Genomic DNA, 13,705 nt, shown 5'->3' on the forward strand with positions numbered 1-13,705 from the left:
CAGTGAGTGTACGCACTAAAAACCTCAGATGTTCAGATAGATACGGCGAATAACCGCTAAAGACGGCCTTATACACCGTATAAACGGTCCACTCGAGAGTAGTTTATAAACGAACAGGCACATCGTGTCGTCGACACGAGACGTTCGGGCAGTCCGGTTCGGCCGGCGGGCGACCCGGATCCCAAAGCCCCTAAGCCGCGCCGGTGAACTGGGCGGTATGACCGATATCCACCCGCACCAGCGCGTCGCGGTGCTCGCCGACTCGCAGAACCTGTACCACTCCGCGCAGAGCTTCTACTCGCGGAACATCGACTACTCCGGCCTGTTGGAGGCCGCGGTCGACGACCGCGAGCTCGTCCGGGCCATCGCGTACGTGATCCGCGCCGACTCCCCGGAGGAGGAGAGCTTCTTCGAGGCGCTCCGCGACATCGGCTTCGAGACGAAGATCAAGGAGATCAAGACGTTCGCCGACGGCTCCAAGAAGGCCGACTGGGACCTCGGGATGAGCCTGGACGCCGTCTCGCTCGCCAGCCACGTCGACACCGTCGTGCTCTGTACCGGCGACGGCGACTTCGCTCGGCTCTGCTCGCACCTCCGCCACGAGGGCGTCCGCGTCGAGGCGATGGGGTTCGGCAACTCCGCCGCCGAGGAGCTGATCGAGGCCGCGGACGACTTCGTCGACCTCGCCGAAGAGGAGGAGACGTTCCTGCTGTAACCGTCGGCCGGATCAGTGTTTCGCCGCAGCGTCACCGAGCAGCCCCGCGATCGCCCGTTCGACCGCCTCCGCGGCCGCGTCCACCTCTCGCACGCGGACGTACTCGCGCTCCGAGTGCGCGACCGCGCCCGCGTCGTCGGCGAGGTCGCCGGGGCCGAACACGACCGTCGGCGCCGGTGCGAAGTACGACGCCTCCGTCGCCGCGCCGAAGGGGCGCACGGATCCCCCGCGGTCGGTCGCGAGCCCGGTCGAGTCGGCCGCCGCCCGCGCCGCGCCCGCGACCGCGTCGACTAGCTCGTGATCGGGGGGCGTCGAGAACGCCTCGAAGAAGGGCGACTCCCGGTCGGTGAGCGCGACGTCGACGCCGACGTCCTCCGGGACCCGCGCCCGCACCGCGGCCGCGAGCGCCGAGCGGAATCCCTCGGCCGTCTCCGGCGGGACGCTCCGCCGGTCGACGGTGATCTCGCAGTCCGCCGGCACCTGGTTCGTCGCCTCCCCGCCCTCGATGACGGTCGGCGTGAGCTTCGGCGGGCCGAGCTGGGGGTGCTCGTCGGCGTCCGCGTCGAAGGTCCGGACCGCCTCGAGCGCGCCCTCGGCGGCCGCGACCGCGTTCGCGCCGGCGAACTCCGCGGCGTGCGCCGCGGTGCCCGACAGCTCGACGGTACCCTGGAACCGCCCCTTCGCGGCGGTACACGCGTCGAGCCCGGTCGCCTCGCCGACCAGGAACAGGTCGCCGTCGAGCCGGTCCTCGGTCCCCAGCAGCCGCCCCGTCAGCGCCGCCGCCCCGAGCGACAGGGTCTCCTCGTCGGGCGTGAGCGCGAGCGTGAGCCGGCCGCGCTCCGGGGCGGCCGAGAGGAACCCGGACCGGAGCGCGGCGAGCGGTCCCTTTGCGTCGCACGCGCCGCGCCCGCGGATCACCTGGTCAGGGGCTCCGCCGTTCGATGCGGAACCCAATCGCTCGTCCTCCCCGGCGACGCCCCGCTCGAACGGGACGTGCGGCGTCACCGTGTCGAGGTGCGTGTTCGCAACGAGGTGCGGCCCCGCGTCCGGCGCGGGCGAGCGCTTCTCCGCGAGCACGCAGCCGCCGGCGACGACCTCGCTGTCGACGCCGTGCCGGTCGAGCGTCTCGACGACCAGGTCGCGCATCTCGTCGACGGACTCGTGAGAGGGGGTCCGAACGGCGCGCTCGAGGAAGGAGACGGGATCGAACGAGGGGTCGCTCATCGCGGGTCGGCGGGCAGGCTCCCGGTGAACTCGTGGGCGACCGGACGGTCAGCCGTCGCGTGGTCCCGCGTCGGGCACCGTGATCTCGAGTTCGCCGCCCGGCGGCGGCTCACGGCCGACTCGCCGTCGATCAGGCCGAGCCGGCGCGCGGTGGCGACGACCGCCACGGCGCCGGTGCCGCAGGAGCGCGTCTCGCCCTCGACGCCGCGCTCGAAGGTGCGCTGGTCGAGGACCGCCGGCCCGTCGCCGCTCCCGTCGTCGACGACCGCCGCGAGGTTCACGTTCGCGCCCTCGGGGAAGACGTCGGCGTGGCGGACCGGCGGAGCGACGGCGTCGAGGTCGACCGCGCCGATGCCCTCGGGGCCGTCGCGGCCGCCGTCGACGAACGCCACGGCGTGGGGGACGCCCGTGTTCACGGCCGTGACGGTCAGTCCCGCGACCGGTTCGTCGATCAGCGGTTCGTCGCGGGCGACCGGGGCCAGACGGGGGTCGAACGTCGGCTCGCCCATCTCGATGGTCGCCGCGGTCGCGTCCCCGTTCACCGAGGCGCGCCGCGTGCCCGCCTGCGTGTCGATCATGAACTCGCGGTCGCCGGTCCGGTCGTGGGCCCACCGGGCGACGACGCGCGCGCCGTTGCCGCACATCGTCGCCGTCGAGCCGTCGGGCTGGACCAGCGTCATCACGACCCGTGTCGGGTCGAACCGCTCCTCGATACTTAAAAAGAGGACGCCGTCCGCGCCGCGGCGGCCGGCGGGCGCGTCGCCTCCCGTGCCGCTCGCCGCGGCCGCGCCGCGGTCGGCGTCGAAGTCCGCCCCGTTTACGCCCGTCTCGCGGTCGCAGTGAGCGCGCGCGAACCGCGCGCGGTCGCCGACGCTCTCCGCGGTCGCGTCGACGACGAGGAAGTCGTTGCCCGTGCCGTGGTACTTCTCGATCGGGACTGCGTGGGTGCTCATCGCTCCCCCTCCGTCTCGGGCGCCGCCGTCGCTCCTGAACGGTCCCCCGTCCGTTCGGCCGCCGTCACGTCCGTCAGACTCTCTCGTCGTCGGGCGACCGTCGCGGTTCCGTCGTCGAGCGCGACCTCCGCCGGCCGCGGTCGTGAGTTGTATTGGCTCGCCATCTCGTATCCGTACGCGCCCGCGATTCCGACCGCGAGGAGGTCCCCTCGGGCCGGATCGGCGAGCGCTCGGTCTCTACACAGGGTATCACCGGTCTCACAGATAGGTCCGGCGACCGTGACAGGGGTTGCCTCCCGCTCGTGGGGGGACGGGGCGTCGCTCCCGTCGCCGCCCCGTCCGCCGCCGAGGTTCCTGATCGGGTGGTACGCGTCGTACATCGCCGGACGCAGCAGGTCAGTCATCCCGGCGTCGACGCCGACGACGCGCTCGTCGGGGGTCGGCTTCACCGTGTTCACGCGCGTCAGCAGGACGCCCGCGTCGGCGACGACGTACCGGCCGAGCTCGATCGCGAGGTCGGCGCCCGCGGGCAGCGGTGCGACGGCCTCTCGGGTGGCCGCCGCGACCGCACCGAGGTCGAGCGGCGGCTCGTCCTCCTCGTAGGGGACGCCGAACCCGCCGCCGACGTCGACGTACTCGAGGTCTAGGGGGGCGGGCGCGTCGCCGTCCCCGGCCGCGTCGCCGTCGGGCTCCGCGAGCTTCCGCGCCAGCGCTCCCATCCGCGAGACCATCTCGCGGTGGCTGTCCAGCTGGTCGGGGTCGATGCCGGAGCCCGCGTGGGCGTGGACCCCGACCACTTCGAAGCGCTCGGCGGCGTCGCGGGCCGCCTCGGCGGCGCGGTCGTACGGGATCCCGAACTTCGCCGCGCCGCCGGTCCGGACCTTCGCGTGGTGGCCCGCGCCGACGCCGGGGTTCACCCGGACGCAGACCCGCCCGTCGTAGCCCCGCTCGGCGAGCCGGTCGAGGGTGTCGACCGCGCCGACGGTGACCGTGAGGGCGGGCTCCGCCTCGGCGACGCCGACGACGTAGTCGAGGTCGCGGGCGGGCGGGTTGACCGCGGTGTAGTGGAGCCGCTCGCCGCCGAAGCCGGCCGCGAGCGCGCGGTCGACCTCGCCGGCCGAGGCGCACTCGGCGTCGAGCCCGGCCTCGCGGACCGCTTCGAGGACCGCCCGTCCGGTGTGGGCCTTCACCGCGTACCGGTCGTCGGCGTCGGGGAAGGCGTCCCGGAGGCGCTCGCAGTTCTCGCGAACGCGGTCGAGGTCCTGCGCGTACAGCGGCGTGCCGTGCTCGGCCGCGAGGTCGGCGAGGCGGTCGGCGTCCCAGTCGCTCACGCGCCGGGCCGGGGGGTCGCCGTCGGCGGCGACGGGGCCAGCGGCGGAGTCGCCGTCGGCGGATTCGTCGGACGATCCGCCAGCGTCGCGGTCGCTCATTCGCGGAGGGCGTCCTCGCGCCGCGTCGCCTCCAGGGTGTCCTCCTCGACGTGGGTCGCGACGACCGCGGGCTTGTACGCGCCGCCCTCGAACAGGTCGTGGTCGCCCACGGAGGACTCCACCATCCGGGTGAACGCCCGGCGGTCGGCCGGGAGGTGGCCGTAGCGGACCTCCGCTTCGACGAGATCGTAGACGGGGATGCGGGGGGTGAGCAGGGTGTTCTCGCCGACGATGCTGTTCTCGCCGACGCGGAAGCCCGAGGTGACCCGGCAGCCCGCGCCGAGCGAGACGCCGTCCTCGACGACGACCGGCGCGTCCTCGACGGGTTCGAGGACGCCGCCGATCAGCGTGTTGGCGCCGAGCTTGACGTTCTCGCCGAGTTGCGCGCAGGAGCCGACCGTGTCGCAGGAGTCGACGAGGGTGCCGTCGCCGACGTGCGCGCCCATGTTGACGAACGAGGGGCTCATCATGATGCAGTCGCTCCCGAGGTACGCGCCGCGCCGGATGACGGTGCCGTCGGGGGTGTTGCGGGTCCCGCGCTCGCCGAGGTCGGCGGTGTCGCGGAGCGGGAGCACGTCGTAGTAGGTGACGCCGCCGTGCTCGCGGGGCTCGGTCTCGCGCAGGCCGAAGTTCAGCAGGATGCCTCGCTTGACCCACTCGTTGGCCTCCCAGGTGGTCACGTCGTCGCCGGTCTTCTCGTCGGCGCGGACCTCGCCCGCCTCCAGCGCGGAGAGGAACTCGTCGATCACGGCCGCGTCTTCGGCGGTCGCGTCGGCGGCGGTCAGTCCCTCCTGATAGCGGTCCCACAGATCGGATACGTCGGATTCGAGCGTCATTGCGTAGTGTAAGGATGAGTGTCGGTATTTATTCGTCGATATGCGGATGCTTCGTAGTTATTCGTTTCCGGCGTCGAGCACGTCGTCGAACCCGTACCAGCCGGGGTCGCGACCGGCGAGCCAGGCGGCGGCGTCGAGCGCGCCCTCGGCGAACACCCCGCGGTCGCCCGCGCGGTGCGTGAGCTCCAGCGTCTCGCGGTTCCCCGCCACGAGCACCTCGTGTTCGCCGGTGACGTCGCCCGCGCGCCGGGCGTGTACGCCGATCTCGTCGGGTTCGCGCGGCGCGTCGCCCTCGCGCCCGTGGACGCGCTCGTCGAGGTCGTCGCGGACCGACTCCACGTCGTCGAGGATCGACTTCGCGGTGCCCGAGGGGGCGTCGCGCTTCCCGTTGTGGTGCGTCTCGGTGAGCTCCACGTCGTAGCCGGGGAGCGCGGCCGCCGCCTCCCGGACCGCGCGGCGGAGCGCGGCGACGCCGCGCGCGAAGTTGGACGCCTTGAGCACCGGGACCGCGTCGCTCGCGGCCCGGAGGCCGTCGAGCTGGGCGTCCGCGAAGCCGGTCGTGCCGGTGACCAGCGGGACGCCCGCGTCGGCGCAGGCCCCGGCGTAGGCGACGGCCGACTCGGGGCCGGTGAAGTCGACGAGTGCGTCGGGCGTCTCGGCCGCGAGCAGCTCCCCGAGCCGGTCGGCGTCCTCGACGTCGACGCGCGCGACGGGCTCTGTCGCGGTGCGGTTGACCGCGACCGCGACGGCGACGCCCTCGCGGTCGGCGGCCGCCTCGATAACCTCGCGGCCCATTCGGCCGCCGGCGCCGGTGACGGCGACGGAGAGGGAGTGGGAGTCGGCCGCGCCGCCGCTCATTCGGCGCCCCCCGTTGCGGGCTCGACGACCTCCGGTTCGACGGTTCCGGGCGCGGCCTCGTCGTACTCGGCGAGCAGGTCACGCAGGACGTCGCGGCGCTCCTCGGAGAGCCGCGAGAGCGGCGAGCGGACCAGCGGCCCGCCCCGGTCGCGGATGTGCATCGCCTCCTTCACCGGAATCGGGTTCGTCTCGGCGAACAGCTCGCGGACGAGCGGCGAGAGCTCGTGGTGGAGCGCGCGGGCGCGGTCGTAGTCGCCGGAGAGCGCGGCGCCGACCATCGCGCAGGAGCGCTCCGGCTCGACGTTCGCAACGACGCTGATAGTGCCGGTGCCGCCGATGGAGAGCACCGGGAGCGTGAGCCCGTCGTCGCCGGAGAGCACGGAGAAGGACTCCTCGCGGGTGCGCTCGATCACCTCGCTGATGAGGTTCAGGTCGCCGGAAGCGGCCTTGTACCCCTGGATGTTCGGGTGCTCCGCGAGCTCGACCGTGACGTCGACCGGGATCGACTGACCGGTCCGACTTGGGACGTTGTAGACGATCTGTGGAAGGTCGACCTCGTCGGCGATCGTCCGGTAGTGGTTCAGGAATCCCTGCGCCTCCGGCCTGTTGTAGTACGGGGAGATGAGGAGGAGGCCGTCGGCGCCCGCGTCGGCGGCCCGCCGGGACAGCGAGAGCGCCTCGGCGGTGTTGTTGGAGCCGGTGCCGGCGATGACCGGGATGTCGTCGAGCGCGTCCCGGACCGTCTCGATCACGTCGACGTGCTCGTCGTGAGTCATCGTCGCCGACTCGCCGGTGGAGCCGACCGGGACGACCCCGTCGACGCCCGCGCGTTCGAGGTGCCGGGCGTTGTCGGCGAGCTGCGCGTGGTCGACCTCGTTATCGTCGGTGAACGGGGTCGTCATCGCGGGGTACACCCCCTCGAAGGGCTCGGTCGTCTGGTCTCGGTCCGTCTCGGTTCGGGCTCCGTAGGGCGTCGTGGTGGTCGCGTCTGTCATGGGTGCGCTGTGGGTGTCTGCGGTCGGTCGAACGCTGCTGCCGTCTGCGGTCGGCCAGTGTTCGTGGTCGTCTGCGGTCGGTCGGGAAACGAACGGTGCGCGCGGGTCGGGGGTCGTCCGGGACGGGGTCGCCACTCCCGCCGGCGGACGGCTCACGCGCGTTTTTTCGAGAAGAGCCGCGTCGCTGACGGCCTCGGCGAGCCGCGTCCGGACGCGGGTCGGATCACACCCGTACTGGACGCCTGTACCGCTTATAAGTTGTGTCTGTGGTCGAAACTGCCGCCCGGCGAGGCGCGCTCCCGGGACGCCGCGCCCGGACCGGGCACGCACACCTTTTAGGTCGCCGACGCGTCTTCACCGATCTCATGACCGATCCCGCCGAGTCGTCGACCGACCCGGACGACCCCGTCCCCCCGAGCGACGGCCCCGCGACCGACCCGGATATCCGTCCCGACACCGACGCCGACCGCCACGAGTACGACCCCGAGGCCGACCACGCCTTCCCCGACGACCGCCTCAACGAGATGCTCGACCGGTTCGCCGCCGACGCGGAGATCACCGCGTACCTGGAGGCGCAGAACGTCAACCCCGTCGACCGGAAGGGGTACAACGACCACGGCGCCAAGCACGTCGAGATCGTGCGGGACCGCGCGCTCCGGCTGTACGACCTGTTGAAGGACGGCGGCGTCGAGTTCAACGGCGCTCGCCAACAGGGGCTCGACGAGGCCGACGAGCCGGTGGTCATCGCGCTCGCGGCGACGCTCCACGACATCGGCCACGTCGTTCACCGCCACGATCATCCGTACTACTCGATCCCGCTCGCGGCCGACCTCCTCGACAGCCTCCTCCCCTCCTTCTACGACGTCCCGGAGCAGGTGCGCGTGAAGGCGGAAGTGCTCCACGCCATCCTCTGTCACCACACGGAGGAGCAGCCGCTGACGCTGGAGGCCGGGGTCGTTCGGATCGCCGACGGGCTCGACATGGAGCGCGGGCGCTCGCGGGTCCCCTACGAGGAGGGCGGGCGCGGAATCAACACCGTTTCCTCGCAGGCGATCCAGCGCGTCTCGCTGCGGGAGGGCGAGGAGACCCCCGCGCAGGTCGTGATCCGGATGAACAACGCCGCGGGCGTCTACCAGGTGGACTCGCTGCTGAAGGCGAAGATGGAGGGGTCGCTGGTGGAAGACCAGATACAGACGATCGCGATCAACACCCACAGCAACAGGGACGGGTCGGAGTCGATCGTCGACCGGATCGAGCTGTAGGCCGGCCGCCCCGTGTCGCGGATCCAGGTCGTTCCGCGTCGCGGATCCGGCCGCGCCGTGTCGTAACGGCTTTGCGCGTGGCCGGAACAGTGCGGGTATGACCGACGCCGACGCGCTGGCGGACTTACGGACCGGCGCCGACTACCAGTTCGGCGCCGGCGCGGGCCGCGCCCTCTTCCCCCCGGACGACCCGTTGACGGTCCGCCGGTCAAGCGGCGGCCGCCCGCGGCAGGTCATCGTCGGCGACGTCGACGACACCCCCGGGAGCTCCGAGGGCGACCGCCTCGTCTCGTACGGCACCGACGGGCGCTTCACGCTCGGGGTCGCCGGCGGCCGGCGGCTGCGGGAGGCGTTCGACCAGCCGCGACACCGGATGGTCGTCGGCGAGGAGAGCGAGCCGTTCGTCCGCGAGGGGCGCAACGCCTTCGCGAAGTTCGTGGTCGCGGCCGACGACGGGATTCGCCCCGGCGACGAGGTGCTCGTCGTCGACGAGGCGGACGCGCTGTTCGCGGTCGGCCGCGCGGAGCTCTCCGGCGCGGAGGCCGAGGCGTTCGCGAGCGGCGTCGCGGTGAAGGTGCGGAACGGGGTCGGCGGCGGCGACGCGGAGTGACGGAACCGCCGGCGACGCCGTCGGCGACCGAAACGACCATTCCCCGCCCGCGACACGCACGCGTATGCACGTCGTCGTCAACGCCGCCCAGAGCGTCGACGGGAAGCTCGCGACGCGGCGCCGGGAGCAGCTCCGCATCTCGGGCCCGGAGGACTTCGACCGGGTCGACCGCGTCAGAGCCGCCGCGGACGCGGTGCTCGTGGGCGTCGGGACGGTGCTCGCCGACGACCCGCACCTCACCCTCGACGAGGAGGACCGCCGCGTCCAGCGCCTGCGGAACGGCCGCCCCGGCCATCCGGCCCGCGTCGTCGTCGACTCGCGAGGGCGGACGCCGACCGACGCCCGGATCCTCGACGACGCGGCGACGACGTACCTGCTCGTCTCGGCGGCGACGACGGAGGAGCGCCGCGCGGCGCTGGAGGCGGCCGGCGGCGAGGTCGTCGCGGTCGAACCCGAGACCGACGACGGTCACGTCGACCTCGCCGCGGGGTTCGCGGCGCTGGCCGACCGCGGCGTCGACCGCCTGATGGTCGAGGGGGGCGGCGAGGTGATATACTCCTGTTTCGCGGCCGACCTCGTCGACGAGCTCCACGTCTACGTCGGGTCGATGGTGATCGGCGGTCGCGGCGCCCCGACGCTCGCCGACGGCGAGGGGTTCACCGAGGCGTTCCCGCGGCTTGACCTAACCGACGCGGAGCGGTTCGACGACGGGGTCGTGCTCTCGTACGAGGTCCGCGACGACGCGTCGTGAGTCCCGCGTGAGACCGCGGCGCCCGTCCGGCGGGGGCCCGGTAGACGTTTCATAAATACTGATGGGTGTGTGATCGGTCAGCACGGATCGGCGGGTATACGGCCCGTGCTACCGGGTTACACCCGATTCACCGAAGTCTTTATATGTCGGCCGGCGGTAGGATTTGGTACCAGAACGCCTCCGGCGCTGGTAGGATCGCACGCTGAAATGAACGGGAGCTCTTGTGAACGGCCCGACGCACGACGGCGAGCACCAGCCATCCCCGGAGCGGTGATGGAGAGATAAAAAATGGTAACGAAAGACGAAGTCATCGATCAGTACGACATCGAACCGATGGACGAAGCGGACAACGTAGACCTTTCCGAGGACGACCTCGACAACGGGTCGAAGGGACAGCTCATCAAGCGCGCCGGTCAGCTGCGAGACCGACGCAACGAGCTGAACCAGATGGCCTCCGAGCGCGCCTCCAAGCGCGACGACCTCAACGCGAAGACGCGCGAGAAGGTCGACGAGGCCCAGGAACACCGCGAGAAGCGCGACGAGCTCAACGAGCAGGTCCAAGAGCACAAGGACAAGCGCAACGAGCTCAACGCCGAGGCCAACGAGCTGTTCGACGAGGTCGAGGAGCTCAAACAGGACATGGAGCTCGGCTCCGGCAAGTCCATCGAGGAGCTCAAAGAGGAGATCGAGGACCTCGAGTTCCGACAGCAGACCGAGGTTCTCGACGCGGAGGACGAGCGCGAGCTCATCGAGAAGATCGACGAGAAGCGCGAGAAGCTCGCCGAGAAGAAGGACAAGGTCGACGACACCAGCGAGCTCGACGAGCTGGTCGAGGAGGCCGAGGAGGTCCGGTCCGAGGCGTCCCAGCACCACCAGAAGGTGACGGAGCTCGCGGACAAGGCCCAGGAACACCACAACCAGATGATCGAGGCCTACCGCGAGGCCGACGACATCCGCGACGAGGCCGACGAGATGCACGAGCTGTTCGTGGAGGCCCAGGAGGCCGCCGACCGACACCACGAGGACTTCGTGCGCGTCCAGAAGCGCCTGCGCGAGCTCGACAAGGAGGAGGAGCGCGAGCGCAAGGACGAGCGCGCGGAGAAGCGCGAGGAGGAGAAGGAAGAGGCCGAGGAGATCTACCAGAAGTTCAAGGAGGGCGAGACGCTCGACACCGAGGACCTGATGAAGCTCCAGAAGACCGGCCTGCTGTAACTCGGACGACGATTTCCCCCGGTTTTGCGGCTTTTCCGATTCCCCCAGCGACGGCTCCGAGCGCGGCGGAGGCGGTCGTCGCTCGCGCCGGTCCCCGCGGCGACCCGTAGCGCCACCATATAAACGGGCGCGCCCCCAACCGACGGTATGGAGAGCGACGCGCGTTCGGACGGACGGAACCTCCTCGCGGCCGCCGTGATCGGTGCGACGGCGACGGTGGCCGGCAGGCGGATCGTCGCCCGGCTCACCCGCGGTCGGTTCGGTGACGCCGAGGAGTACAACGCGGCGAAGGTGACGGTCTCCGGACCGATCGTCCGGAAGAGCGGCCGCCCCTCGCCGCTGTCGGGACCGGGCGGGACGACGGCCGACGACGTCGTCGAGCAGATCGAGGCGGCCGACGAGGACGAGGACGTCGAGGCGCTCGTCGTCGAGCTCAACACGCCCGGCGGCGAGGTGCTCCCGAGCGACGACATCCGGCGCGCGGCCGCCGGCTTCGACGGCCCCGCGGTCGCGTACGCGACCGACACCTGCGCCTCCGGCGGCTACTGGATCGCGAGCGGCTGCGACGAGCTGTGGGCGCGCGACGCGAGCCTCGTCGGCTCCATCGGCGTCGTCGGCTCCCGGCCGAACGCGGCCGGACTCGCCGACAAGCTCGGGATATCCTACGAGCAGTTCACCGCCGGCGAGTACAAGGACGCCGGCGTCCCGCTGCGCGAGATCGAGGAGGACGAGCGGGAGTACCTCCAAGGGATCATCGACGGCTACTACGACCAGTTCGTCGAGACCGTCAGCGAGGGGCGCGACATGGACCCCGGGGCGATCCGGGAGACCGAGGCGCGGGTGTACCTCGGAACCGACGCCCTGGAGATAGGGCTCGTCGACGAGCTCGGCACCGAGGACGACGTCGAGGACCGGCTCGCGGAGCTGATCGACGCGGAGCCGGAGATCCGCGAGTTCACGCCCGAGCGCGGGCTCGCGGAGCGGCTCGGCATCGGCGCGGAGCGCGTGGCGTTCGCCGCCGGCAACGGCGTCGCGAGCGCCTTCACGAGCGAGGGGGGCGAGGTCGACGTCGAACTGCGGTAGGCCGCGCCTCCGCTGCTGGAGGCCGCGCGACGGCCCCGCCTCCGCCCGGAATCGGCCCCGGCCCCGGCGAACCCCTCGCCGACGGAGAACTTTTTATCCGGGCGGATCGAGAGTCGAGGCGTGACGACGCTGGTCATCTGCATCGACCGATCCGGGGCGATCGGCCGGGCCACGAACGTCCCGATGCCGGTCGCCGGCTGGGAGGCGGTCCGGTCGCTCGTCACCGACGCCGGGCTCAGCGACCCGGAGGACGCCAGCGTCAACTGTCTGCTCGAGTCGCTTCGGGTCGCCCGCGACCTCCGGGACGAGCGCGAGGAGTCGGTCGTCGCGGTCGTGTCGGCGGAGAGCGACACCGCCGTCGGCGCCGACCGCTCGATCGCCGCCCAGCTCGACGACCTCGTGGACCGGTACGACCCCCGGGCCGCGGTCGTCGTCGTCGACTCGGCGGAGGACGAGCGGGTGCTCCCGATCGTGGAGTCGCGGATCCCCGTCGACTCCGTCGACCGCGTCGTCGTCCGCCAGGCCCGCGACATCGAGTCGACGTACTACCTGCTGAAGCAGTTCCTCGCCGACGAGCAGCTCCGGTCGACGATCCTCGTGCCGTTCGGGGTCGCCCTCCTGCTGTTGCCGGCGCTGTTCTACTGGTTCTCCCCCGCCGAGGCGGTCGCGGGCGTCGCGGGGCTGCTCGGCGCGGCGCTCCTCTACAAGGGGCTCGCGATCGACCGGTTCGTCGCCGGGATGCCGGAGCGCGTTCGGGAGGCGCTGTACGCCGGTCAGGTGTCGATCGTCACGTACGTCGTCGCCGCCGGGCTCGCCCTGGTGGGCGGGTTCTTCGGCGTGCTGTCGGCCTCGGAGCTCGGGGGCGCCCCGCGGCTCGTGGAGGCGATGGAGTTCACCTACGCCGCCGTCCCGTGGTTCGCGGTCGGGGGCGTGACCGCGGCCGTGGGGCGGCTCCTCGACGAGCTGATCCGCGACGAGGGGATCCGGACCCCCTACCTCAACCTCCCGTTCGTCATCGTCGCCGTCTCGCTCGTCGTCCGCGGGTTCGCGGGCTACTTCCTCGCGCAGGAGTCGGTGATCGACCCGTTCGAGCCGATCGGCGTGGGCGTGACGCCCGTCCAGCGGCTCGCGGCGTTCATCGTCGCGGGAATCGTCGTCTCGCTGATCGGCGTCAAGCTCGCGAGCGACGTCGGGACCGAGACGCTGGAGGACGTCATCGACGCGGACCGGGAGACGGACGGGAAGTGAGGGCCGGGGAGGCGAGGGCTCCGCACCCCGACCGCGCCTATTCCCGCGGTCTCCGCACCCCGACCGCGCCTATTCCCGCGGTCTCCGCACCCCGACCGCGCCTATTCCCGCGGTCTCCGCACCCCGACCGCGCCACTTTTCTCGGTCGCGGCCGCGTGAGCGCCCATGAACGTGTACGGACTGATCGGGAACCCGGTCGAGCACTCGCTGTCGCCGCCGCTCCACGAGGCCGGCTACGAGGCGCTCGGGATCGACGCGCGCTACGTCACCTTCGAGCCCGACGCCGACGCCGCGGCCGCGGCGGTCTCCGGCGCGGCCGACCTCGGCGTGGCCGGCCTCAACGTCACGGTGCCGTTCAAGCGCGACGTCCTCGACGCGGTCGTCGCCGCCCCCCTCGCCGAGCGCATCGGCGCGGTCAACACGGTCGACTTCGGGCCGCTGCGCGACGGCGACGCCGACCGCCCCCGCGGCTACAACACCGACGCGGCCGGCGTGAAACGGGCGTTCCTGTGCCACGACGTCGCGCTC

The 13,705-nt window shown here is 72.0% G+C and carries 13 protein-coding genes and 1 pseudogene; 8 read left to right on the top strand and 6 right to left on the bottom strand.

The genetic code is table 11. The annotated features are described in order from the left end of the window. The first annotated feature begins 217 nt into the window (after positions 1-217). A complete protein-coding gene (locus DJ82_RS08145; RefSeq protein WP_094524898.1) occupies positions 218-715 on the top strand; it encodes an NYN domain-containing protein in 498 nt (165 codons plus the stop codon). 12 nt (positions 716-727) lie between these two features. Here the strand turns inward: DJ82_RS08145 and DJ82_RS08150 are convergent, their stop codons facing one another. From DJ82_RS08150 to dapA, 6 genes and pseudogenes are all read right to left on the bottom strand, one after another. Further along, positions 728-1,939 carry a M20/M25/M40 family metallo-hydrolase gene (locus DJ82_RS08150; protein WP_094581533.1) on the bottom strand — a complete coding sequence of 404 codons (1,212 nt, stop codon included), beginning with the start codon at positions 1,937-1,939 and terminating at the stop codon, positions 728-730. Further along, positions 1,936-2,892, bottom strand: a pseudogene (gene dapF, locus DJ82_RS08155) (diaminopimelate epimerase). Before dapF ends, DJ82_RS08150 begins: the two are co-directional and overlap by 4 nt. Beyond that, positions 2,889-4,322 carry a diaminopimelate decarboxylase gene (gene lysA / locus DJ82_RS08160; RefSeq protein WP_094581534.1) on the bottom strand — a complete coding sequence of 478 codons (1,434 nt, stop codon included), beginning with the start codon at positions 4,320-4,322 and terminating at the stop codon, positions 2,889-2,891. Before lysA ends, dapF begins: the two are co-directional and overlap by 4 nt. Further along, positions 4,319-5,158, bottom strand: coding sequence for a 2,3,4,5-tetrahydropyridine-2,6-dicarboxylate N-succinyltransferase (locus DJ82_RS08165; RefSeq protein ID WP_094581535.1), 840 nt, complete (start codon positions 5,156-5,158; stop codon positions 4,319-4,321). The genes lysA and DJ82_RS08165 overlap by 4 nt, the downstream gene beginning before the upstream one ends. A gap of 57 nt (positions 5,159-5,215) precedes the next feature. Beyond that, positions 5,216-6,016, bottom strand: a complete 801-nt coding sequence (gene dapB / locus DJ82_RS08170) for a 4-hydroxy-tetrahydrodipicolinate reductase (RefSeq protein WP_094581536.1) — start codon at positions 6,014-6,016, stop codon at positions 5,216-5,218. Next, the gene (gene dapA, locus DJ82_RS08175; protein WP_094581537.1) at positions 6,013-7,011 is read right to left on the bottom strand and encodes a 4-hydroxy-tetrahydrodipicolinate synthase; all 999 of its coding nucleotides are present in this window, start codon (positions 7,009-7,011) and stop codon (positions 6,013-6,015) included. The genes dapB and dapA overlap by 4 nt, the downstream gene beginning before the upstream one ends. A gap of 365 nt (positions 7,012-7,376) precedes the next feature. On the opposite strand from dapA, the gene DJ82_RS08180 reads away from it, so the two are divergent. The 7 genes from DJ82_RS08180 to DJ82_RS08210 all read left to right on the top strand — a co-directional run. Continuing rightward, positions 7,377-8,273 (top strand): HD domain-containing protein, encoded by an 897-nt coding sequence (locus DJ82_RS08180; protein ID WP_094581538.1) that lies wholly within the window; start codon positions 7,377-7,379, stop codon positions 8,271-8,273. A 97-nt stretch (positions 8,274-8,370) separates the two neighbouring features. Beyond that, positions 8,371-8,883 carry a PUA domain-containing protein gene (locus DJ82_RS08185; RefSeq protein ID WP_094524906.1) on the top strand — a complete coding sequence of 171 codons (513 nt, stop codon included), beginning with the start codon at positions 8,371-8,373 and terminating at the stop codon, positions 8,881-8,883. A 64-nt stretch (positions 8,884-8,947) separates the two neighbouring features. Beyond that, on the top strand, positions 8,948-9,634 hold the full coding sequence (locus tag DJ82_RS08190; RefSeq protein ID WP_094581539.1) for a 2,5-diamino-6-(ribosylamino)-4(3H)-pyrimidinone 5'-phosphate reductase: 687 nt from the start codon (positions 8,948-8,950) through the stop codon (positions 9,632-9,634). 288 nt (positions 9,635-9,922) lie between these two features. Then, positions 9,923-10,846 carry a coiled-coil protein gene (locus DJ82_RS08195; protein ID WP_094524908.1) on the top strand — a complete coding sequence of 308 codons (924 nt, stop codon included), beginning with the start codon at positions 9,923-9,925 and terminating at the stop codon, positions 10,844-10,846. Between the two features lie 147 nt (positions 10,847-10,993). Beyond that, complete coding sequence (gene sppA / locus DJ82_RS08200; protein ID WP_094581540.1) at positions 10,994-11,929, top strand: signal peptide peptidase SppA; 936 nt, start codon at positions 10,994-10,996, stop codon at positions 11,927-11,929. Positions 11,930-12,049: 120 nt separating this feature from the next. Next, on the top strand, positions 12,050-13,177 hold the full coding sequence (locus DJ82_RS08205) for a DUF373 family protein (RefSeq protein ID WP_094524910.1): 1,128 nt from the start codon (positions 12,050-12,052) through the stop codon (positions 13,175-13,177). A gap of 165 nt (positions 13,178-13,342) precedes the next feature. Continuing rightward, positions 13,343-13,705, top strand: a 363-nt coding sequence (locus DJ82_RS08210; protein WP_394338195.1) for a shikimate dehydrogenase, incomplete at its 3' end; no start/stop codon positions are given.

The organism is Halorubrum sp. Ib24 (genome assembly GCF_002252745.1).
Classification (GTDB): domain Archaea; phylum Halobacteriota; class Halobacteria; order Halobacteriales; family Haloferacaceae; genus Halorubrum.

Coding starts and splice junctions, on each gene's coding strand:
- DJ82_RS08195 (WP_094524908.1), top strand. CDS start 9,923: ATGGTAACGAAAGACGAAGTCATCGATCAGTACGACATCGAACCGATG.
- dapA (WP_094581537.1), bottom strand. CDS start 7,011: ATGACAGACGCGACCACCACGACGCCCTACGGAGCCCGAACCGAGACG.
- DJ82_RS08180 (WP_094581538.1), top strand. CDS start 7,377: ATGACCGATCCCGCCGAGTCGTCGACCGACCCGGACGACCCCGTCCCC.
- sppA (WP_094581540.1), top strand. CDS start 10,994: ATGGAGAGCGACGCGCGTTCGGACGGACGGAACCTCCTCGCGGCCGCC.
- DJ82_RS08185 (WP_094524906.1), top strand. CDS start 8,371: ATGACCGACGCCGACGCGCTGGCGGACTTACGGACCGGCGCCGACTAC.
- DJ82_RS08145 (WP_094524898.1), top strand. CDS start 218: ATGACCGATATCCACCCGCACCAGCGCGTCGCGGTGCTCGCCGACTCG.
- DJ82_RS08150 (WP_094581533.1), bottom strand. CDS start 1,939: ATGAGCGACCCCTCGTTCGATCCCGTCTCCTTCCTCGAGCGCGCCGTT.
- DJ82_RS08190 (WP_094581539.1), top strand. CDS start 8,948: ATGCACGTCGTCGTCAACGCCGCCCAGAGCGTCGACGGGAAGCTCGCG.
- DJ82_RS08165 (WP_094581535.1), bottom strand. CDS start 5,158: ATGACGCTCGAATCCGACGTATCCGATCTGTGGGACCGCTATCAGGAG.
- lysA (WP_094581534.1), bottom strand. CDS start 4,322: ATGAGCGACCGCGACGCTGGCGGATCGTCCGACGAATCCGCCGACGGC.
- dapB (WP_094581536.1), bottom strand. CDS start 6,016: ATGAGCGGCGGCGCGGCCGACTCCCACTCCCTCTCCGTCGCCGTCACC.